A 20947-nucleotide genomic window follows, 5' to 3' on the forward strand; every position below is an offset into this window, starting at 1 on the left:
CGAGAATAATTATGATTTTTCTTCAGACAAAAGATCAAGAATGCGGTTCAAATCTTCATTAGAATAGAATTCTATTTCAATCCGTCCCTTTTTCTTTTGCTTTTTTATGGTTACTGATGTTCCAAAATAGTTTCTTAAATAGGACTCTCGTTCTTTCATCAGCGCATCTTTTATTTGTTGGGGTTTCTTTGTTTCACGTGAAACATTGTTGTTCATTTCTTGAATCAACTTTTCTAATTGGCGGACATTTAATTGCTCAGTCACGACTTTTTGAACTAATGGTTCAAGTTTCTTTTTGTTTTTCAGTCCCAATAATGTTCGTCCATGCCCCATTGATAAAGTGCCATTATCTATTAAATCCTGAACTTTTGTTGGGAGTGTCAACAGTCTTAAATGATTAGCAATATGGGGTCTGCTTTTCCCAAGTCTTTTAGCTAATTGTTCTTGCGTCAGATCAAGATGTTTTAATAAGGATTCATACGCTTTTGCTTCTTCAAGTGGTGACAAGTCTTCTCTTTGAAGGTTTTCTAATAAAGCAATCTCCATCATCAAGGATTCTGACAGCTCTCGCACGATTGCAGGGATGGTTTTTAAACCAGCTTGTTCTGCAGCTCGATAACGTCGTTCTCCAGCTACAATTTCATACCCTTTGATTGACTTTCTGACAATAATCGGCTGCAATACCCCATGCTGTAAAATGGATTCCTTTAAATCTTGCAATGATTGATCATCAAAAACCTTTCTCGGTTGATAAGGATTGGGCCGTAATTGTTGCAGCTTAATTTCTTCAACCGTTTCTTCTGACAAATCAACGTTTGCGAACAAAGCATTAATCCCTTTTCCCAGACCTTTAGGCATGCGCAGCCACTTCCTTTGCTAAATCTAAATATACTTCCGCACCTCGGGAACGTGGATCGTATAAAATAATTGGCTTTCCATGGCTTGGTGCTTCACTTAACCTGATATTTCTTGGAATGACTGTTTGATATACTTTATCACGGAAGTATTTTTTCACTTCTTCAATGACCTGAATACCTAAGTTCGTTCTTGCATCAAGCATGGTTAGTAACACACCGTCAATCGTAAGATCAGTATTTAAATGTTTTTGGACAAGACGGACTGAATTCAACAGCTGGCTTAATCCTTCCAAAGCGTAATACTCACATTGAACGGGTATGACCACAGAATCTGCAGCCGTCAGTGCATTAATGGTTAGCAACCCGAGTGAAGGAGGACAGTCAATGATCATATAATCATAATTTTGTTTTACAGATTCCAATGCCCGTTTCAATCTGACTTCACGGGAAATCGTTGGAACCAGCTCGATTTCAGCTCCCGCAAGCTGAATTGTGGCTGGGATGACATCTAAGTTTTCAACTGAAGTTGGTTTGATCACATCTTTCACATCTGCGTCATCTACTAATATATCGTACACACATTGATCGACATCAGCTTTTTCTATACCAATTCCGCTTGTTGCATTTCCTTGAGGGTCTATATCGACTAGTAAAACCCTTTTCCCAATATAAGCTAAACAAGCGCCCAGGTTTACAGAGGTTGTTGTTTTGCCAACACCCCCCTTTTGGTTTGTGATTGCAATAATTTTTCCCATAATGTCACCTACTTTCACATTGAACAAGTTTCTCTCATTTCTCTATTTTATCAAAAAAAGAATCAATCGTTTGCTTTTTTTGAATTTTTGTTTTTGTAAACCGAACATAATAAGAAGTATCATATGATTTTTGTTAATCAAGAAAAACTTTTATATTATATTATAATAATAAAAACCCTGGAACTTTATTTTCGTTCCAGGGAATCTGTGATTATGATTCAATTGGCGGCATTTTTAATGTAGTGATTGCAATTCGGTTCCATGCATTAATTGTAATGGCTGCCATAATAAGTTCAGCTGTTTCAGTTTCGCTAAAACATTCTCGCACCTTTTGATAAACATCATCTGGCAGTCCATTATCAGCTACACATGTAATGGCTTCAGTCATGGCCAAAACGGCTCGTTCTTCCTCTGTGTAAAAAGGGGCTTCTCGCCATGCATTCAAAGCGTATAATCGCTGCTCTGTCTCACCATTTTTTCGCGCATCCTTTGTATGCATATCGAGGCAGAATGCACAACCATTTAATTGTGAAGCACGTACTTTAATCAGTTCTTTTAAAATCGGATCAATACTTGAAGTTCTTTGCGCTTTTTCTAGCTCCAACATCCCTGCGTAGCCTTGTGGGTTTACTTTTTCCATTAAAAATCTAGTTTTCAAATGGATTCCTCCTTTTTTTCAATTCATTTATATAACAAAGGAGGGCCATGATTTGTGACATTTAAATTTTAATTTGTTTTAATTTATCTGGGTTAGAAATCATGTAAATATGTTTGATGAAAGCAAGTTTTTGATCCCACGCAAAGCAAATGACATAATTCGGTTGGTTGGTTCGTTTGATGAGCACGCCCCTTGCTCCATTGATATTCACAAACTGATAATGACCGGAAAGGCTTCCTTTTGAGGTGATTCCTTTAAAGAAGGCATAAATACGGTTTCGTCCATAGATCGGTTTTATCGCACTACGTACTTTTCCACCTCCATCAGCGTATAATACCGCTTCTTTAGCTATCCTGTCGGCAAATTCAGCAAAATCACCGGTTTTTGTTGAGTGGATAAACAACTCTGCCAATCGTTGTTCGTCGCTGCGATCAGCTGTTAGGGAAATTTCTCCTTTTAGTTTATTTTTAATTCGGCTGTACATTTTTCGGCAATTGACATCAGATTTCTGCAATATAAATGAAATTTCTTTATAGCTGTAGTTAAACACTTCTCTGAACATGAAGATTGCTCTTTCAATAGGATTCAATCGGCTCATAAGAACCATAAAAGCGTAAGAAATCATTTCATCTTTTATCATTGAATCTGCCGGGTTCTGTTCGATCTGCTTACATTCAGGTTCTGGCAGCCACTCTCCAACATAAATCTCGCGTTTTTTCCTAGCTGATTGCAAAAAGTTTATACAGCGGTTTGTCACAGATTTCGTCAAGTAGGAATGAATATGGTCAATTTGTTCGATATTTTTCCCCTGAAGGTCTGCAAATAACTCCTGAACAATATCTTCTGCGTCCTGCAAAGAGCCGACCATTTGATAGGCAATTGAATAAAGCAGTGACCAATACTTTTGATACTCTTCCATAACATTTCCTCTCTTCAAAAAAATAAAAGCTCTGCTGAGAGCTTTTTTATTTTTTGGGGATTCGGATCGTCAACTGAATGTATTCTTCAAATTCTGCTTCTTCTGTTTTCAGTTCAACTCCGCTGTCTTCCACCATTGATAAGGACTGGCGTATAGTATTCATCGCAATTCTTGTGTCCCTGCTGTATGCTTTTCGCTTTGGTTTAGGCTTTCGTTTATCTTGTTCGAGCAGTTTGACTACACGGTCTTCGGTTTGTTTGACATTTAAGTTTTTTTCTATCACTTCATTTAACAGTTGAACCTGCAGTTCAGGTTGTTTTAATGGAATAAGTGCTCTTGCATGACGCTCGGATATATCTTTTTTCAAGATCGCTTCCTGTACCGCTTCCGGTAGCTTAAGCAATCTGAGTTTATTGGCAATTGTTGATTGGCCTTTACCAAGCCTTTGTGCCAGAGCTTCTTGGGTTAAATCGTGGAGCTCTAGCAGTCTTGCATATGCATATGCTTCCTCGATCGAAGATAATTCCTCCCTTTGGAGGTTTTCGATTAAAGCGACAGAAGCGGTCTCTGTATCTGAAAAATCCTTAATGATAGCGGGTATTTTCTCCCAATTCAATGTTTGGACTGCCCGCCAACGCCGCTCTCCTGCAATCAGTTCAAATTGACCTTCTTGATCGGTTTTTCTGACAACAATCGGTTGAATGATGCCATGTGTATGAATGGTTGCGGCTAATTCTTGAATTTTTTCTTCAGAGAAAATGGTGCGCGGCTGAAAACGGTTCGGAATAATATCGCCTACTGCAATGTCTTGAATTTTTTCTTTATCAGTATCATGTTCAGCAACCTCTGCTTCTTCTTTTTCACCGATTCCAAAGAGACGAGAGAATGAATGCTTCATGTACCTACACCACCTTTACACACTGCCATTTTTATAATTCTATTTTCTCATGATTTTTCCTTCTTTAACATCACGAATTTACAAGAAACCGAATGATTTAATCTTCAATAGGAGATTTATTCGGTGTCCCTGGTTTTCTTGGATATTTCCTTGGTGTTTCTGTTTGTTTTTTGACAATAATGATACTTCTTTCACTTTCTTCTATTGGCAGTTGAAAAGAATGTACATTTTCGATTCGACCACCTAGCGCTTTAATCGCTTTCTTTCCTACATCAATCTCTTGATCGGCTGAAGCTGCTTTTAACGCAACAAACAAACCATTTTTCTTGACTAGTGGCAGACATAGTTCACTTAACACAGAAAGTCGGGCTACCGCACGAGCTGTGACGATATCGAAACTCTCCCGCTTGTCCTTCAATCTCCCAAATGTTTCAGCACGGTCATGATAAAAATGTGTATTTTCTAATTTTAAAGCTTGAGAAAGCTGATTTAGAAAGTGAATTCTTTTATTTAATGAATCGACAATTGTCACATGTAAATGAGGAAAACAAATTTTAATTGGCAGGCTTGGAAAACCAGCACCTGCCCCAACATCACAAAGACTGTTGAATGTTTTAAAATCAACATAAAAAGACGTCGTAATCGAATCGTAAAAATGCTTTAAATAGACCTCTTTTTTCTCAGTAATTGAGGTTAGATTGATTTTTTCATTCCATTCTGACAGCCATTCATAATAGGTTTCAAATTGCTCCAGTTGAAAGTCAGAAAGGGCGATCCCTTTCTCCTCCAAACCGGATCTAAATTGCTCTATGTTCATGCCGTCATCCTTTCTATTCTGCTATCTTGGCAATTCGGCCCTGCTCCAAATAAACAAGAAGAATGGAAATATCAGCAGGATTTACACCTGAGATCCGTGAGGCTTGTGCGACGGAAAGCGGTCTGACTTCTTTCAGTTTTTGCCGCGCTTCTGTTGCAATACCCTTAATCGCATCATAATCTATCCTGTCAGGAATCTTTTTATTTTCCATTTTCTTAAGTTTTTCAACCTGTTGCAATGATTTCTCAATATATCCTTCATACTTGATTTGAATTTCAACTTGTTCAGCTACATCGCTGGCAACTTTTTCGTCTGTCGGAGCAAGTGCTGTCACAGTTTCATAATTCATTTCCGGCCGTTTTATGAGATCGGTGGCACGGATGCCATCCTTCAACTCACTGCCGCCCAATGAACGAATATATGCTTGGTTTTCTTTTGAAGGTTTAATGATCACTGAATATAGACGTTTTTTCTCTGCTTCAATCGCTGTTTTTTTCTCTTTGAACTTTTGATAACGTTCTTCAGAAATCAAGCCAACCTCATAACCGATTTCCGTAAGTCGCAAGTCGGCATTATCATGACGCAAAAGCAGTCGATATTCTGCTCTTGATGTTAACAAACGGTACGGTTCATTTGTTCCCTTAGTAACTAAATCATCAATTAAAACACCGATATATGCGTCTGAACGCCCGAGAATCATTTCTTTTTTATTAAGCGCTTTTCGGCCTGCATTGATCCCAGCCATAATGCCCTGGCCAGCGGCCTCTTCATACCCTGATGTTCCATTGATTTGTCCAGCTGTGAACAGTCCAGGTATTTTTTTTGTTTCCAATGTCGGCCAAAGCTGTGTCGGTACGATGGCATCATATTCGATCGCATATCCTGCTCTCATCATTTCTACATTTTCCAAACCAGGAATGGTTGAAAGCATTTTTTTCTGGACATCTTCCGGTAAGCTCGTTGATAGTCCTTGGACATAGACTTCTTGCGTATTCCGTCCTTCAGGTTCAAGAAAAATCTGATGCCTTGACTTATCATGAAAGCGGACGACCTTATCTTCAATGGATGGACAATATCTTGGTCCTGTTCCTTTAATCATACCGGAATACATTGGTGAACGATGAAGATTGCCATCGATGATCTCATGTGTTTCAGGACTTGTATAAGTGAGCCAGCATGGCAATTGATCTGTGATATATTCTACTGTTTCATATGAAAAGGCCCGAGGCGCTTCATCACCCGGCTGAATTTCCGTTTTACTGTAATCTATCGAGTGGCTGTTGACCCGCGGCGGTGTTCCTGTTTTAAAACGGACAAGGTCAAATCCTAGCTCTTCAAGATGCTCAGAAAGCTTTATAGAAGGCTGTTGATTGTTTGGTCCACTAGAGTAGGAAAGATCACCAATAATCACTCGCCCTCTTAAAAAAGTTCCTGTCGTCAGGACAACCGTTTTTGAATGGTAAACAGCCCCTGTTTGTGTCATAATACCGCAGCATTTGCCATCTTCAATAATTAGACGCTCGACCATTCCCTGTTGTAATGTTAAATTCGGTTCATTTTCAAGCGTCTTTTTCATCTCATGCTGATATTGAAATTTATCAGCCTGTGCCCGCAAAGCTCGGACGGCCGGACCTTTACCTGTATTTAAAAGTCTCATTTGGATATGGGTTTTATCAATATTTTTTGCCATTTGTCCACCTAGTGCATCTATTTCGCGAACGACAATCCCTTTGGCGGGGCCGCCGACAGATGGGTTACACGGCATAAAAGCGACCATATCAAGGTTAATGGTTAAGACAAGTGTTTTTGCCCCTTGTCTAGCTGATGCCAATGCAGCTTCCACCCCAGCATGACCGGCGCCAACGACAATGACATCATATTGGCCTGCTTCATAGACCATATGCTTTTCCTCCTTTACTTTCCTAGACAAAATTGTGAAAAGAGCTGGTCGATCAAGCTTTCATGTACAGCGTCACCAATGATCTCACCTAGAACTTCCCAACATCTTGTTAAATCAATTTGAACGATATCAATCGGTACATCATTCTCAATTCCTTCAAGCGCATCACCTATCATGCGCTTCGCCTCATGCAATAATGAAATGTGTCTTGTATTACTGACATATGTGAGATCACCGCTTTCAATCGCTCCTGTAAAAAATAGTGATTGAATAGCTTCCTCTAATTCATCTATTCCTTCTTCTTTCAAAAGAGACGTTGTCACGACAGGACTTCTACCAGCCAAGGTCCGAACACTTTCAAGATCTAGCTTTTGCTCAAGATCGGTCTTATTGACAATGACAATTAAATCCATACCACTAACCGCTTCAAAAAGCTTCATGTCTTCATCTGAAAGTGGCTCACTATAATTAAGGACGAGTAAAATCAAATCCGCTTTTTTTAAAACCTCTCTGGAGCGCTCAACTCCAATCCGTTCAACGATATCTTCTGTCTCACGAATACCAGCTGTGTCGACAAGGCGCAACGGCACACCCCTAATATTAACGTATTCTTCAATAACGTCCCGCGTTGTACCTGGAATGTCAGTTACAATCGCTTTCGTTTCATGAACAAGACTATTTAACAGAGATGATTTACCGACGTTTGGACGTCCAATGATCACTGTAGAAATTCCTTCTCTTAATATTTTACCCTGTTCTGATGTTGCAAGAAGTGCCTCAATTTCTTTTTTGACATGAGTGGCTTTTTCAACCAAAACTTTGTGCGTCATTTCTTCGACATCATCATACTCCGGATAATCAATATTCACTTCTACATGAGCCAGTGTTTCAAGTAATTCACTTCTCAATCGTTTGATCAGCTTAGAAAGTCTGCCCTCCATCTGATTTATAGCTACATCCATAGCGCGGTCTGTCTTGGCTCTAATGAGATCCATGACAGCCTCTGCTTGAGAGAGATCAATTCTCCCATTTAAAAAGGCCCTTTTCGTAAATTCGCCGGGCTCAGCCAGTCGGGCTCCTTCTCTTAACACTAACTGAAGTACTTGATTGACTGTAACAATACCACCATGACAGTTGATCTCGACTACATCTTCTCTCGTAAACGTTTTTGGCGCTTTTAAAACCGAAACCATGACTTCTTCTATTACCTTTTTTGTTTCAGGATCCACAACGTGACCGTAGTGAATGGTGTGTGTAGCAACAGTGCTTAATTCTTTCCCTCGAGGTCCTTTGTATACTTTATCGGCAATGGAAAGAGCTTCAGGACCGCTTAGCCTGACGATGGCGATGGCTCCTTCCCCCATTGGCGTTGAAATGGCTGCGATCGTATCCATGCTGTTCACCTCTCTTTTTCGTTCTTTTTATGTATTATCCCCATCTTTTAAGACAGTCTTCAAATGGGGTAAAAAATTTTATTGTAATCAAAATTTAAAGATACCATAGTTTCAAGTGAAGTGGAAGTAGTTGAGTTGTTATCCACAACCTTAACAAGTCGTTATTATTTACTTTAACTTATCCACATGTGAATAACAATGGGCCTCTTTTTTTGTTCCAGAGAAAAAAGCCAGTGGAGGATTTAAGCCCCCACTGGCTTTTACTATAAATTATTGTTTATAGGAGATGACAAGATGCCGGTTGTGGCCTTCTCCAGTAGAATATGTTTCGATCTCTTTAGCATAACTTGAAAGAGTGTCGTGAATCACTTTACGTTCACTAGAAGGCATCGGCTCAAGATGAATATCTTTTTTCTGTCTCTTCGCCTGATCTGCTAGTTTTAAGGCCAAATGAGTAAGGGCTTCTTTCCGCTTGGCACGATAGCCTTCAGCATCAACAACAACTTGCATATAGTGATCAGAATAGCGGTTGAGAACAAGTTGTGTTAACGTTTCAAGAGCATTTAACGTTTGTCCTCTTTTTCCAATCAAAAGCGCCATTTTGTCACTTTCCAAATGGAAAATGATCTTTTTTGTTTCTACTTCTTTTGTTACTTTTGCTTCGATCCCCATCTGAGCAATCACATTTTCTAAATATTGTGTCGCTTCTTTTATAGGATCCATTTTTTCTTGTAATTTAACAACTGCGGGTTGTGAGCCGAATATGCCGAAAAAACCTTTTTTTCCTTCATCAATGACATGAATTTCGACATCAGCTTCTTGAAGCCCCAGTTGTTTAAGCCCGGATTGTACTGCTTCGTCGACGGTTCGTCCAGTAGCAGTCAGTTCCTTCACTTTTTCTTACCTCCAGATTTTTTTCCTCCAGCCGAAGCTTGTTTCTCAGTTTTTATTTCTGGACTTTTAATTAAGAACGTTTGTCCAATCATGAATAAGTTACCGACAACCCAGTACAGAGAAAGAGCAGCTGGAAAATTGATGGCAAATATAACGATCATGATTGGCATCAACCAAAGCATGATTGCCATTTGCGGATTTTGCTGTGGATTTCCTGCCATCATTCGCTTTTGTTGGATGAAAGTAAATACCCCTGCTAAAATCGGCAAAATAAAAAATGGGTCACGCTCTCCAAGGTCAAACCATAAAAAGCTATGTTCTGCGATTTCACGTGTTCTCATAATGGCATGATAAAATCCGATTAAAATCGGCATTTGAATAATCAACGGAAAACAGCCCGCCAATGGATTTACACCATGCTTCTGCATTAAAGCCATTGTTTCCTGTTGTAATTTTTGCTGTGTTTTTTGATCTTTAGAACTGTATTTCTCGCGTAATTTCTGCATTTCAGGCTGAATCGCCTGTGTTGCTCTCATGCTTTTTGTCTGTTTAATCATCAATGGTAATATTAATAGACGGACAAGGATCGTCACAAGAATAATCGCAAGCCCATAGCTATTGCCCGTCACCTCTGCAACATAGGTGATCAACTGTGACAATGGGTATACAATGTAACTATTCCAAAATCCTTCACTTTGTGCAGTGATCGGCTGATTAATTTGTGTACACCCAGCTAGAAGCACAAGAACGCCAATCATGCTCAACAATAATAAAATTCGCCTCTTCAACAATATTTCCTCCTATATCTTCATACTTAAACCGTAGACATACGGTTATCACTTCAAAAAAGACATACTTTTTCGTTATTTTATCATCTTTCAAATCAGAATGGGCAGTACTATTTTTGACGGCTAACGGAAGCGCTTAAAAAAGTACTCGCAAATCAAGACTGTTTATCTGATTTTTTCCGATAAACAGATGTCTTTCTGAAAAGATGTTGCAAGCTTTTCTTCGTTTCCTCATAGGTGAGATCAGCAGCCGGTTTTCTAGCAATGATAATATAATCTTGTTCCTGTTTTAATTGATCATGTTCTTCTTGGATAACCTGACGAATCAGCCGTTTAACCCTATTGCGTACGACAGCATTTCCAATTTTCTTACTGACCGACAGTCCGATCCGGAATTCTTTCGCCTCAGGTTGGTGAAGCACATATAAAACATACTGCCGGTTTGCCATCGAGTTGCCTTTTTTAAATACTTTTTGAAAATCTTCATTTTTTTTTAATCGATTTCGCTTTTTCATGTGTTTCTTCACTCCGATAACAAGCTGGCAAAATGAATCTTGGTCATTGCTTTATGTAAAAAAGACCACTGACTTGTTTCAGTGGCCTAAGCTGATAGTACTTTTCTTCCTTTACGACGACGACGTGCTAATACAAGACGTCCATTTTTGGAACTCATACGGCTGCGAAAGCCATGAACTTTACTGCGCTTACGGTTATTTGGTTGAAATGTTCTTTTCATGTATGACACCTCCCTCGAGGAATAGCTGTTAAAGACAGTCTAACTCATTATATTTCGATGAGTGGATGATTGTCAACTTCACTCACACAATTCCTTTTTTCGCACCATAATAGGATAACATAAAAAAGTTGGCTTCAAAAGCATATTTTCATTTTTCATCAAAAATTAACAATGTGGATATCTTTCGCTTTATTTTTACTATCCACAACCATTATCGACAACATTTTCACAAAATCAACTCCTGTGGACAATAATGTTTCAACAGTTTGTATACTGTGTGGATAAGTTCTTGTCAACCATTGCAACTGGTCACTTATTCTGATATTATATTTGTGTTTTAACTCTTAATAACAGAATAAGCAGCATATCGTTATCCACAAACTGTGGATAACTTGTGGAAAGTTTTTTCACAGAGTGTGAAAGAAGTTGTCCACAGCTTGTGAAAGATGTCGAAAAGACGTTTTTCTACTATATTATATGTTTTCAACATTTTATCAACGAATGGATTCACCCATTTTCTTTTTTTTCGTGTTCTATAACAGAACAATTCCTGGTAAAGGAGGGACAAACCGCAGGTCATGAACAATATAACGGAGCTTTGGACGCAAGCCCTTGAGGAAATTAAAAAAAAATTAAGCAAGCCCAGTTTTGAAACATGGATGAAGTCAACAAAGGCCCATTCACTACAGGAAGATACACTAGTTATCATCGCTCCAAATGAGTTCGCCAGAGACTGGCTTGAATCAAAGTATTTGCACCTGATTGCCGAGACAATTTATGGTCTCACTGGAGAAGAATGGAGCATTAAATTTGTCATTCCTCAAAATCAAAAAGAAGAAGAATTCTTGCCAAAATCTCCAGTCAAAAAAATATCGAAAGAAGAATCAGCCGATTTTCCACAAAATATGCTGAATCCCAAATACACATTCGATACTTTTGTGATAGGTTCTGGAAATCGCTTTGCTCATGCAGCTTCATTAGCAGTTGCTGAAGCACCGGCAAAAGCATACAACCCTCTGTTTATCTATGGGGGCGTCGGCCTTGGAAAAACTCACTTAATGCATGCGATTGGACATTATGTCCTCGAGCATAATCCAGATGCAAAAGTGATTTATTTGTCATCTGAAAAATTCACAAATGAATTTATTAACTCAATCCGAGACAATAAGGCTGTCGATTTTCGCAATCGCTATCGAAATGTCGACGTTCTTCTAATAGATGATATTCAATTTTTGGCGGGAAAAGAACAAACACAAGAGGAATTCTTTCATACGTTTAATACATTGCATGATGAAACAAAACAAATTGTCATTTCAAGCGATAGACCGCCTAAAGAAATTCCGACGCTTGAAGACCGCTTACGTTCCCGATTTGAGTGGGGGTTAATTACTGATATCACACCTCCTGATTTAGAAACGAGAATTGCCATTTTAAGAAAAAAAGCGAAGGCAGAAGGTCTAGATATTCCAAATGAAGTCATGCTTTATATTGCCAATCAAATCGATAGCAACATTAGAGAGTTAGAAGGAGCTTTAATACGAGTTGTCGCGTTTTCTTCTTTGATTAATAAAGATATTAATGCTGATTTAGCAGCAGAGGCTTTAAAAGATATTATTCCTTCCTCAAAACCAAAAGTGATTACGATAAAAGACATTCAACGGATTGTTGGTCAGCAGTATAATATCAAATTGGAAGATTTTAAAGCGAAAAAACGGACAAAATCGGTAGCATTTCCACGGCAAATTGCTATGTATCTATCAAGAGAAATGACTGATTCATCTCTCCCTAAAATCGGGGAGGAGTTTGGGGGAAGAGACCATACAACGGTCATTCATGCCCATGAGAAAATATCGAAACTGCTGAGCAGTGATGAACAGCTTCAACAACAAATTAAAGAAATAAAAGAACAATTGAGGTAGTGTCGTTTAGCGGATAACGGGAAAGTGTGAATAACTAGAACATAGCCATACACAGTCTGTCCACATGTGGATAGACTGTGTTTCCTTTCACTTCTCCCACTTATCCACATATTCACAGCCCCTACTATTACTTCTACTATTTTTAAAACATAATAATAATAGGTTCCTAAGGAGGATGGTCATGAAATTTACGATTCAAAAAGACCGTTTAGTCGAGAGTGTACAAAATGTATTAAAGGCGGTTTCTTCGAGAACAACAATTCCAATATTGACAGGGATTAAAATTGTTGCATCTGATGAAGGAGTAACCCTTACAGGAAGTGATTCTGATGTCTCAATTGAATCATTTATTCCAAAAGAAGACGGCGATTTGGAAATCGTAACAGTTGAAAAACCAGGAAGTATTGTTTTGCAAGCACGGTTTTTTAGTGAAATTGTCAAAAAACTGCCGATGTCTACTGTAGAAATTGAAGTTCAAAATCAGTATTTAACAATGATCCGCTCAGGAAAAGCCGAATTTAATCTAAACGGTCTTGATGCTAGTGAATATCCACTATTACCTCAAATAGAAGAACATCATTCTTTTCAAATACCGACTGACCTGTTAAAAAACCTGATCCGTCAAACCGTTTTTGCGGTGTCCACCTCAGAAACACGCCCCGTCTTGACAGGTGTAAACTGGAAGGTGAGTGATAGTGAATTAATATGCACTGCGACGGATAGTCACCGTCTCGCATTAAGAAAAGCACAACTTGATATCAATGGGGAGCGCTCTTACAATGTTGTGATTCCTGGTAAGAGCTTAACAGAATTAAGTAAGATCCTTGATGATCACCAAGAGCTTGTAGATATTGTCATTACAGAAACACAAGTTCTTTTTAAAACAAAAAACGTTCTATTTTTCTCAAGACTGCTTGATGGAAATTATCCTGACACAAACCGTTTAATTCCACAGGATAGTAAAACAAATTTGATTGTGAATACAAAAGAGTTTCTTCAGGCTATCGACCGGGCTTCTTTGCTAGCGAGAGAAGGTCGTAACAATGTGGTCAAACTAACAGCCTCCGCTGACGAATCAATTGAAATCTCTTCAAATTCCCCGGAAATCGGAAAAGTTGTTGAAACAGTGAATGCTGAGCAAATTGAAGGGGAAGACTTAAAAATATCTTTTAGTCCGAAATATATGTTGGATGCTCTTAAAGTTTTTGAGGGAGAAGATATTCATGTCAGCTTTACAGGAGCAATGAGACCTTTTCTGATCCGCACTCCGAACAATGATTCGATTGTTCAATTGATTCTTCCAGTTCGGACGTATTAATCAAGAAGCTGCCGGCTTTTGTTCGGCAGCTTCACATATTTTCAAGTTAACTGGATCCAAGCTGTTTTTGATATACCACAAGTTACCCCTTCCCATGTCCCCCTATTTTTTAGTACAATTAGGTATTAGTGATATTGAAAGAGGTCGATAAAATGACAAAGACGGTAGCTATTGACACAAACATGATTACCCTTGGTCAGTTCCTTAAATTAGCAGATGTTATTCAGTCAGGTGGGATGGCCAAATGGTTCTTGTCCGAATATGAAGTTTTCGTTAATGGTGAACCGGATAATCGCCGTGGTCGAAAACTATATGTAGGAGATGTTGTCATGATTAAAGGTGTCGGTTCATTTCAAGTTGTCGGCTAAAGCGGGTGATAGTAATTGTATATCCAAAATCTCACTTTGTCTTCTTACCGGAATTATGAGTGTCTCGATCTACAGTTTGAAGACAAAGTAAACATCATCATTGGAGAGAATGCTCAAGGTAAGACAAATTTGATGGAAGCAATTTATGTGCTTGCGATGGCGAAGTCTCATCGAACCTCAAATGATAAAGAACTGATACGTTGGGATGCAGACTATGCTAAAATAGAGGGTAGGATCATGAAAAAAAACGGTTCTGTTCCCATTCAGCTCGTCATTTCTAAAAAAGGAAAAAAAGCAAAGCTTAATCATATCGAACAACAAAAACTGAGCCAATATGTCGGAGCTGTTAACACAATTATGTTTGCTCCAGAAGACTTAAATCTTGTAAAAGGAAGTCCGCAGGTCAGGAGAAGGTTTTTGGATATGGAAATCGGCCAAGTATCACCCGTATATCTTCATGATCTTTCTCTTTACCAAAAAATCCTTTCACAGCGCAATCATTTCTTGAAGCAGCTTCAAACAAGAAAACAGACTGATCATACAATGCTTGACGTTTTGACAGAACAGCTTATTGAGTTTGCGGCAAAGGTTGTGATGAAACGTCTTCAATTTGTAGATCAGCTTGAAAAATGGGCTAAACCTATTCATTCTGGAATTTCAAGAGGGCTTGAAGAACTGACCTTGAAGTATCATACATCTCTTCACGTATCAGAAACACCGGATTTGTCGAAAATAATCAATAGTTACCAAGAATCGTTTTCTAAATTAAGAGATAAGGAAATTGATCGCGGTGTTTCTCTTTCAGGTCCTCACAGAGATGATGTTTCTTTTTATGTAAATGGTAGAGATGTTCAAACCTATGGTTCACAGGGGCAGCAACGAACAACGGCGCTCTCTTTGAAGTTGGCTGAGATTGACTTAATTCAAGAAGAAATTGGGGAGTACCCGATTTTGCTTTTAGATGATGTATTATCAGAGCTTGATGACTATCGACAGTCACACCTGCTTCACACGATCCAAGGTCGTGTTCAGACCTTTGTTACAACGACAAGTATTGATGGCATTGATCATAAAACCTTAAATGAAGCTGGAATCTTTCGTGTTGAAAATGGCACGCTATTGGACTGAAAAAACGGGGTGAGGGATTGTATATCCATTTAGGTGACGACTTCGTCGTCTCAACACATGAAATTGTGGCTATTTTTGATTACAAGACAAAGGCATCTCCGATTGTTGAAGAATTCCTAACAAAACAAAAAGACTCGATTCTATCTACCAACAATACGCCGAAGTCAATTGTTGTCACAGTTCAGTCAATTTATTTTTCTCCTTTAGCCTCAGGCACGTTGAAAAAACGAACACAGGTCCAAACCGGAATTTGATTCATAAAGAATCTTTACTATAAATTTATTATGTTTGAAGAAAAGTGTAGGTGAATGTGCGTGGCAATGGAACAGCAAAATAATTACGATGAAAATCAGATACAGGTTCTTGAGGGGTTAGAAGCCGTCCGCAAAAGACCAGGAATGTACATTGGATCAACAAGCGGTAAAGGGTTGCACCATTTAGTATGGGAGATCGTTGATAATAGTATCGATGAAGCACTCGCTGGTTATTGTACAGAAATCAACGTTGAAATTCTAAATGACAACAGCATCACGGTAAAAGACAATGGACGTGGAATACCAGTCGGGATACACGAAAAAATGGGCCGTCCGGCTGTTGAAGTCATTATGACAGTCCTGCACGCTGGTGGTAAATTTGATGGAAGCGGCTATAAAGTTTCCGGCGGATTGCATGGTGTTGGTGCTTCTGTTGTAAACGCCCTTTCAACAGAGCTTGATGTAACGGTTTATAGAGATGGGAAGATTCATTATCAAGAGTTTGAACGAGGTGTTCCCAAAGCTGATTTAAAAGTAATCGGTGAGACAGATGTGACAGGAACCACCACTCATTTCTCTCCTGACTCTGAAATCTTTACAGAAACAACAGAGTATGACTATGACACACTTGCCACACGAGTCCGTGAACTTGCCTTTTTAACAAAAGGTGTCAAAATTACAATTGAAGATAAACGTGAAGGTAAGGAACGAAAAAATGAATACTGTTATGAAGGCGGAATCAAGAGTTATGTAGAACACTTAAACCGCTCAAGAGAAGTCATTCATGACGAACCGGTTTACATTGAAGGATCGAAAGACGGGATTACGGTTGAAGTGGCTCTACAATACAATGATAGTTATACAAGCAACATTTATTCATTTGCCAATAACATTCATACGTATGAGGGTGGAACTCATGAGGCTGGTTTTAAAACAGGCTTAACTCGCGTGATTAATGATTATGCTAGAAAGCAAGGTGTGTTCAAAGAAAGCGATTCAAACTTAAGCGGTGAAGATGTTCGGGAAGGGTTGACAGCCATCATCTCCATTAAGCATCCAGACCCGCAGTTTGAGGGGCAAACTAAAACAAAACTTGGCAACTCAGAAGCCCGTACGATAACAGACGCCCTTTTTTCAGAAGCCTTGGAAAAATTTCTTCTTGAAAATCCGGATTCAGCAAAAAAAATTGTTGAAAAAGGTGTTATGGCAGCAAGAGCCCGTATGGCGGCCAAAAAAGCACGTGAACTGACACGAAGAAAAAGTGCATTAGAAGTGAGTAGTCTACCGGGAAAATTGGCTGATTGTTCTTCAAAAGATCCGGCAATTTCTGAGCTCTATATTGTTGAGGGAGACTCTGCAGGCGGGTCTGCTAAACAAGGACGAGACCGCCATTTCCAAGCGATATTGCCATTAAGAGGAAAAATTTTAAATGTAGAAAAAGCTCGCCTTGATAAGATCTTATCAAATAATGAAGTGCGCTCTATGATTACCGCTCTTGGTACAGGGATCGGTGAAGACTTTAATCTAGAAAAAGCTCGCTATCATAAAGTCGTCATCATGACGGATGCCGATGTAGATGGTGCGCATATCAGAACATTGTTGCTTACCTTTTTCTACCGTTACATGAGGAGAATTATTGAACAAGGATATATCTATATTGCCCAGCCGCCTCTCTATAAAATACAACAGGGCAAACGGGTTGAGTATGCATACAATGATAAGCAGCTTGAGGATATTTTAAAGGAAATCCCGCAAAATCCAAAGCCTGGTCTTCAACGCTATAAAGGATTAGGTGAAATGAATGCGACTCAGCTTTGGGAAACAACAATGGATCCAGAAACGAGAACATTGCTACAAGTCACACTTAAAGATGCGATTGATGCTGACGAAACCTTCGAGATGCTGATGGGAGACAAGGTGGAACCGCGTCGTAACTTCATTGAAGAAAATGCTCAATATGTAAAGAACTTAGATATTTAATGTATGTGAGACCTTATTTTCACTTGAATGAAATAAGGTCTTTTCTAGAACAAACCTTTAATATCCTAGTTATTTAATGTGTATAAATTGAAGAATATTGATATAATGGAGAATAGCCTTATTCGTTGAAGAGTATAAATACAAATCTACTCCCACACAACTCATATAGATTCTTAAGGGAGGTTTTTTTAAATGAGTGAACAACAAAAACCCCGGGTTCAAGAAATTAATATAAGCCATGAGATGCGAACGTCTTTTTTAGACTATGCAATGAGTGTTATTGTTGCTCGTGCTCTGCCTGATGTCAGAGACGGCCTTAAACCGGTGCATAGAAGGATCTTGTATGCGATGAATGATCTAGGGATGACAAGTGACAAGCCTTATAAGAAATCCGCGCGTATTGTCGGTGAAGTCATCGGTAAATACCATCCCCATGGCGACTCCGCCGTTTACGAGGCTATGGTCAGAATGGCACAGGATTTTAACTATAGGTATATGCTTGTGCAAGGTCATGGAAACTTTGGCTCTGTCGATGGCGATTCTGCCGCAGCTATGCGGTATACAGAAGCAAGAATGTCAAAAATATCGATGGAAATCTTGCGTGATATTAACAAGGACACCATCGACTATCAAGATAACTATGATGGATCGGAAAAAGAACCGATTGTTATGCCTGCGAGGTTTCCTAACCTCCTTGTCAATGGAGCTGCCGGAATTGCAGTAGGTATGGCAACAAATATTCCTCCACATCAGTTAGGTGAAATTGTGAATGGCGTGTTGGCAGTGAGCCAAAATCCAGATATCACGATTGCAGAGTTGATGGAAATCATTCCAGGACCTGATTTTCCGACAGCCGGGATGATCATGGGAAGAAGCGGCATTCGCAAAGCTTATGAAACGGGCCGAGGTTCAATCACCATCCGGGCTAAAGCACGAATTGAAGAAACATCATCTGGTAAGCAGATGATTATTATTACAGAAATACCTTATCAGGTGAACAAAGCAAGATTGATTGAAAAAATTGCAGAACTTGTTCGTGATAAAAAAATTGAGGGGATCACTGATCTTCGGGATGAATCAGACCGTAATGGTATGCGGATTGTCATTGAGTTGAGAAGAGATGCTAATGCAAATGTATTGTTAAATAACTTGTATAAACAAACAGCTTTACAAACTTCATTTGGCATTAACATGTTAGCACTTGTTGATGGACAACCTAAAGTATTAAGTTTAAAACAATGTCTTCAACACTATCTCGATCACCAAAAAGTGGTCATTAGAAGGCGTACTGCTTTTGAACTTCGAAAAGCGGAAGCAAGAGCTCATATTCTTGAAGGATTAAGAATAGCACTTGACCATCTTGATGAAGTCATATCCTTAATTAGAAATTCACAAACTGGAGAAATTGCCAAAAATGGTTTAATCGAAAAGTTTTCATTAACAGAAAAACAAGCACAAGCCATTTTAGATATGCGTCTTCAGCGCCTGACCGGTCTTGAACAAGAAAAAATTGAAGAAGAGTATCAAAATCTAGTTAAACTTATTGCTGAATTAAAAGCGATTTTAGCAGATGAAGAAAAAGTGCTTGAAATCATTCGCGAAGAACTGACCGAAATTAAAGATCGTTTTAATGATGAGCGTCGAACGGAGATTGTCACAACGGGTCTTGAAGCGATTGAAGATGAAGATCTCATTCCAAGAGAAAATATCGTTGTTACTTTAACGCATAATGGATATATTAAACGGCTTCCTTCTTCTACTTATCGCAGCCAAAAACGAGGTGGAAAAGGAATTCAGGGAATGGGAACGAATGAAGATGACTTTGTCGAACATTTGATCTCTACATCTACTCACGATACGATTCTCTTTTTCTCAAATAAAGGGAAAGTTTATCGTGCAAAAGGGTATGAGATCCCCGAATTTGGGCGAACGGCAAAAGGAATCCCAATCATTAACCTTTTGGAAGTAGAAAAAGGGGAATGGATTAACGCGATTATTCCGGTCACTAAGTTTGATGATGAATCATATCTTTTCTTCACCACAAAACACGGAATTTCTAAACGGACAACGCTCTCTCAATTTGCGAACATTCGTAATAATGGCTTGATTGCTTTAAGCCTTCGTGATGAAGACGAGTTGATGGCAGTTCGTTTAACTGACGGCCATAAACAAATTGTCATTGGAACAAAAAACGGGCTCCTCATCCGTTTCTCAGAAAGTGATGTTCGCCAGATGGGAAGAACCGCAGCCGGTGTTAAAGGGATCACTTTAACAAATGATGATATCGTAGTCGGTATGGAGATCTTGGAAGAAAACTCCCATGTTTTGATCGTGACAGAAAAAGGCTACGGTAAACTGACGCCTGCTTCTGAATATAGAATCCAAAGCCGGGGAGGAAAAGGACTGAAAACATGCAGAATCACAGAAAATAATGGTTCTCTTGTTACAGTTAAAGCCACTAGCGGAGAAGAAGATTTAATGATTATCACCGCCAGCGGAGTAATCATCCGAATGGATATTAATGATATTTCAATCACAGGACGTGTCACACAGGGAGTACGTCTCATTCGATTGAATGAACAAGAGCATGTTGCAACAGTTGCTTTAGTTGAAAAAGATGAAGAAACCGATAAAGAAACTGAAGAATCATAATCCAAGAGGCTGTCCAATTAGTCGACTTTTGACGATTGGACGCCTTTTTCTCATTTAATAAACGCTATATATCAGCAAAAATTTTGTTTTAAAAATAACTGCCTTGCTGTCTATTCTGCAAAATTAAACGTTTTGAATTGCGGGATATACGTAAGTTCAGGAGTACTAATAGCTTTTACAATATAAGCTGTCATCTAAAGGTGTAATATTAAGTTGATCGTTTGTTGTGAATATAAAAACTGGACATTTTAGCTTACACAACAGATGACTTATATATCCAAAAAATAGAATTTATATATTCAATAAAATGAGACCTAACTTTCAACCTGAAAAAATCTTAAATTTTATCTTTTCTATAGCAAAATAATATGCTATAATGATTTTCGTCCAATATAAAGAAAAGATAAGTAAAAACTTTTTTATAAAAAAGTATTGACTACTTGTCTTGTAAATGTTATATTTGAATAGTCGCTTCAAGAGCGGCAATGAAGTTCTTTGAAAACTAAACAAGACAAAACGTACCTGTTAATTCAAGTAATAAAAAAGCACATTTAGTGCAAGTCAGGGCAGATGTCGTCACTTGTGACGAACTAATCTGCACTCCATTTTATGGAGAGTTTGATCCTGGCTCAGGACGAACGCTGGCGGCGTGCCTAATACATGCAAGTCGAGCGGACCATAGGGAGCTTGCTCCCGAAAGGTTAGCGGCGGA

19 protein-coding genes and 1 rRNA gene are annotated in these 20947 nt (G+C 38.8%); 8 read left to right on the top strand and 12 right to left on the bottom strand.

Annotated features, from left to right (window positions below; all coding sequences use genetic code 11):
* Positions 1-9: 9 nt before the first annotated feature.
* From PDT38_RS11710 to rpmH, 12 genes are all read right to left on the bottom strand, one after another.
* Positions 10-858, bottom strand: coding sequence for a ParB/RepB/Spo0J family partition protein (locus tag PDT38_RS11710; RefSeq protein WP_270801644.1), 849 nt, complete (start codon positions 856-858; stop codon positions 10-12).
* Positions 851-1612 carry a sporulation initiation inhibitor protein Soj gene (soj, locus tag PDT38_RS11715; RefSeq protein ID WP_270801646.1) on the bottom strand — a complete coding sequence of 254 codons (762 nt, stop codon included), beginning with the start codon at positions 1610-1612 and terminating at the stop codon, positions 851-853. The genes PDT38_RS11710 and soj overlap by 8 nt, the downstream gene beginning before the upstream one ends.
* A gap of 211 nt (positions 1613-1823) precedes the next feature.
* Positions 1824-2270, bottom strand: a complete 447-nt coding sequence (locus PDT38_RS11720; protein ID WP_270801648.1) for a carboxymuconolactone decarboxylase family protein — start codon at positions 2268-2270, stop codon at positions 1824-1826.
* Between the two features lie 61 nt (positions 2271-2331).
* Positions 2332-3189 carry an RNA polymerase sigma-70 factor gene (locus tag PDT38_RS11725; RefSeq protein ID WP_270801650.1) on the bottom strand — a complete coding sequence of 286 codons (858 nt, stop codon included), beginning with the start codon at positions 3187-3189 and terminating at the stop codon, positions 2332-2334.
* Positions 3190-3235: 46 nt separating this feature from the next.
* A complete protein-coding gene (gene noc, locus PDT38_RS11730; RefSeq protein ID WP_270801652.1) occupies positions 3236-4087 on the bottom strand; it encodes a nucleoid occlusion protein in 852 nt (283 codons plus the stop codon).
* A gap of 97 nt (positions 4088-4184) precedes the next feature.
* A complete protein-coding gene (rsmG, locus tag PDT38_RS11735) occupies positions 4185-4904 on the bottom strand; it encodes a 16S rRNA (guanine(527)-N(7))-methyltransferase RsmG (protein ID WP_270801653.1) in 720 nt (239 codons plus the stop codon).
* Positions 4905-4917: 13 nt separating this feature from the next.
* Positions 4918-6804 carry a tRNA uridine-5-carboxymethylaminomethyl(34) synthesis enzyme MnmG gene (gene mnmG, locus PDT38_RS11740; protein WP_270801655.1) on the bottom strand — a complete coding sequence of 629 codons (1887 nt, stop codon included), beginning with the start codon at positions 6802-6804 and terminating at the stop codon, positions 4918-4920.
* A 14-nt stretch (positions 6805-6818) separates the two neighbouring features.
* Positions 6819-8198 carry a tRNA uridine-5-carboxymethylaminomethyl(34) synthesis GTPase MnmE gene (gene mnmE, locus PDT38_RS11745; protein ID WP_270801656.1) on the bottom strand — a complete coding sequence of 460 codons (1380 nt, stop codon included), beginning with the start codon at positions 8196-8198 and terminating at the stop codon, positions 6819-6821.
* 270 nt (positions 8199-8468) lie between these two features.
* Positions 8469-9092: an RNA-binding cell elongation regulator Jag/EloR gene (gene jag, locus PDT38_RS11750; protein WP_270801658.1), complete on the bottom strand. Its 624-nt coding sequence runs from the start codon at positions 9090-9092 to the stop codon at positions 8469-8471.
* Positions 9089-9886, bottom strand: coding sequence for a YidC family membrane integrase SpoIIIJ (gene spoIIIJ, locus PDT38_RS11755; RefSeq protein ID WP_270801764.1), 798 nt, complete (start codon positions 9884-9886; stop codon positions 9089-9091). The genes jag and spoIIIJ overlap by 4 nt, the downstream gene beginning before the upstream one ends.
* 149 nt (positions 9887-10035) lie before the next feature.
* Positions 10036-10395 (bottom strand): ribonuclease P protein component, encoded by a 360-nt coding sequence (rnpA, locus tag PDT38_RS11760; RefSeq protein ID WP_270801660.1) that lies wholly within the window; start codon positions 10393-10395, stop codon positions 10036-10038.
* Positions 10396-10481: 86 nt separating this feature from the next.
* The gene (gene rpmH / locus PDT38_RS11765) at positions 10482-10616 is read right to left on the bottom strand and encodes a 50S ribosomal protein L34 (protein ID WP_003178075.1); all 135 of its coding nucleotides are present in this window, start codon (positions 10614-10616) and stop codon (positions 10482-10484) included.
* 578 nt (positions 10617-11194) lie between these two features.
* Between rpmH and dnaA the strand changes: the two genes are divergently transcribed.
* The 8 genes from dnaA to PDT38_RS11805 all read left to right on the top strand — a co-directional run.
* A complete protein-coding gene (dnaA, locus tag PDT38_RS11770; RefSeq protein WP_270801662.1) occupies positions 11195-12535 on the top strand; it encodes a chromosomal replication initiator protein DnaA in 1341 nt (446 codons plus the stop codon).
* A 181-nt stretch (positions 12536-12716) separates the two neighbouring features.
* Positions 12717-13853 carry a DNA polymerase III subunit beta gene (gene dnaN / locus PDT38_RS11775; protein WP_270801664.1) on the top strand — a complete coding sequence of 379 codons (1137 nt, stop codon included), beginning with the start codon at positions 12717-12719 and terminating at the stop codon, positions 13851-13853.
* A gap of 152 nt (positions 13854-14005) precedes the next feature.
* Positions 14006-14221 carry a S4 domain-containing protein YaaA gene (gene yaaA / locus PDT38_RS11780; protein ID WP_270801665.1) on the top strand — a complete coding sequence of 72 codons (216 nt, stop codon included), beginning with the start codon at positions 14006-14008 and terminating at the stop codon, positions 14219-14221.
* Positions 14222-14236: 15 nt separating this feature from the next.
* On the top strand, positions 14237-15349 hold the full coding sequence (gene recF, locus PDT38_RS11785; protein ID WP_270801667.1) for a DNA replication/repair protein RecF: 1113 nt from the start codon (positions 14237-14239) through the stop codon (positions 15347-15349).
* A gap of 17 nt (positions 15350-15366) precedes the next feature.
* On the top strand, positions 15367-15603 hold the full coding sequence (remB, locus tag PDT38_RS11790) for an extracellular matrix regulator RemB (protein ID WP_270801668.1): 237 nt from the start codon (positions 15367-15369) through the stop codon (positions 15601-15603).
* A 66-nt stretch (positions 15604-15669) separates the two neighbouring features.
* Positions 15670-17583, top strand: a complete 1914-nt coding sequence (gene gyrB, locus PDT38_RS11795) for a DNA topoisomerase (ATP-hydrolyzing) subunit B (protein ID WP_270801766.1) — start codon at positions 15670-15672, stop codon at positions 17581-17583.
* A 192-nt stretch (positions 17584-17775) separates the two neighbouring features.
* Positions 17776-20235, top strand: a complete 2460-nt coding sequence (gyrA, locus tag PDT38_RS11800; RefSeq protein ID WP_270801670.1) for a DNA gyrase subunit A — start codon at positions 17776-17778, stop codon at positions 20233-20235.
* Positions 20236-20841: 606 nt separating this feature from the next.
* A 16S ribosomal RNA gene (locus PDT38_RS11805) occupies positions 20842-20947 on the top strand; the annotation flags it as partial.

Origin of the sequence: Bacillus changyiensis (genome assembly GCF_027706145.1) — a bacterium.
GTDB classification, from domain to species: Bacteria; Bacillota; Bacilli; order Bacillales; family Bacillaceae; genus Bacillus; species Bacillus changyiensis.

Excerpts from the sequence above, each read along its gene's own strand:
- noc (WP_270801652.1), bottom strand. The coding sequence starts at position 4,087 with ATGAAGCATTCATTCTCTCGTCTCTTTGGAATCGGTGAAAAAGAAGAA.
- yaaA (WP_270801665.1), top strand. The coding sequence starts at position 14,006 with ATGACAAAGACGGTAGCTATTGACACAAACATGATTACCCTTGGTCAG.
- rsmG (WP_270801653.1), bottom strand. The coding sequence starts at position 4,904 with ATGAACATAGAGCAATTTAGATCCGGTTTGGAGGAGAAAGGGATCGCC.
- gyrA (WP_270801670.1), top strand. The coding sequence starts at position 17,776 with ATGAGTGAACAACAAAAACCCCGGGTTCAAGAAATTAATATAAGCCAT.
- mnmE (WP_270801656.1), bottom strand. The coding sequence starts at position 8,198 with ATGGATACGATCGCAGCCATTTCAACGCCAATGGGGGAAGGAGCCATC.
- rpmH (WP_003178075.1), bottom strand. The coding sequence starts at position 10,616 with ATGAAAAGAACATTTCAACCAAATAACCGTAAGCGCAGTAAAGTTCAT.
- gyrB (WP_270801766.1), top strand. The coding sequence starts at position 15,670 with ATGGAACAGCAAAATAATTACGATGAAAATCAGATACAGGTTCTTGAG.
- dnaN (WP_270801664.1), top strand. The coding sequence starts at position 12,717 with ATGAAATTTACGATTCAAAAAGACCGTTTAGTCGAGAGTGTACAAAAT.
- mnmG (WP_270801655.1), bottom strand. The coding sequence starts at position 6,804 with ATGGTCTATGAAGCAGGCCAATATGATGTCATTGTCGTTGGCGCCGGT.
- PDT38_RS11710 (WP_270801644.1), bottom strand. The coding sequence starts at position 858 with ATGCCTAAAGGTCTGGGAAAAGGGATTAATGCTTTGTTCGCAAACGTT.
- PDT38_RS11725 (WP_270801650.1), bottom strand. The coding sequence starts at position 3,189 with ATGGAAGAGTATCAAAAGTATTGGTCACTGCTTTATTCAATTGCCTAT.
- soj (WP_270801646.1), bottom strand. The coding sequence starts at position 1,612 with ATGGGAAAAATTATTGCAATCACAAACCAAAAGGGGGGTGTTGGCAAA.
- dnaA (WP_270801662.1), top strand. The coding sequence starts at position 11,195 with ATGAACAATATAACGGAGCTTTGGACGCAAGCCCTTGAGGAAATTAAA.
- rnpA (WP_270801660.1), bottom strand. The coding sequence starts at position 10,395 with ATGAAAAAGCGAAATCGATTAAAAAAAAATGAAGATTTTCAAAAAGTA.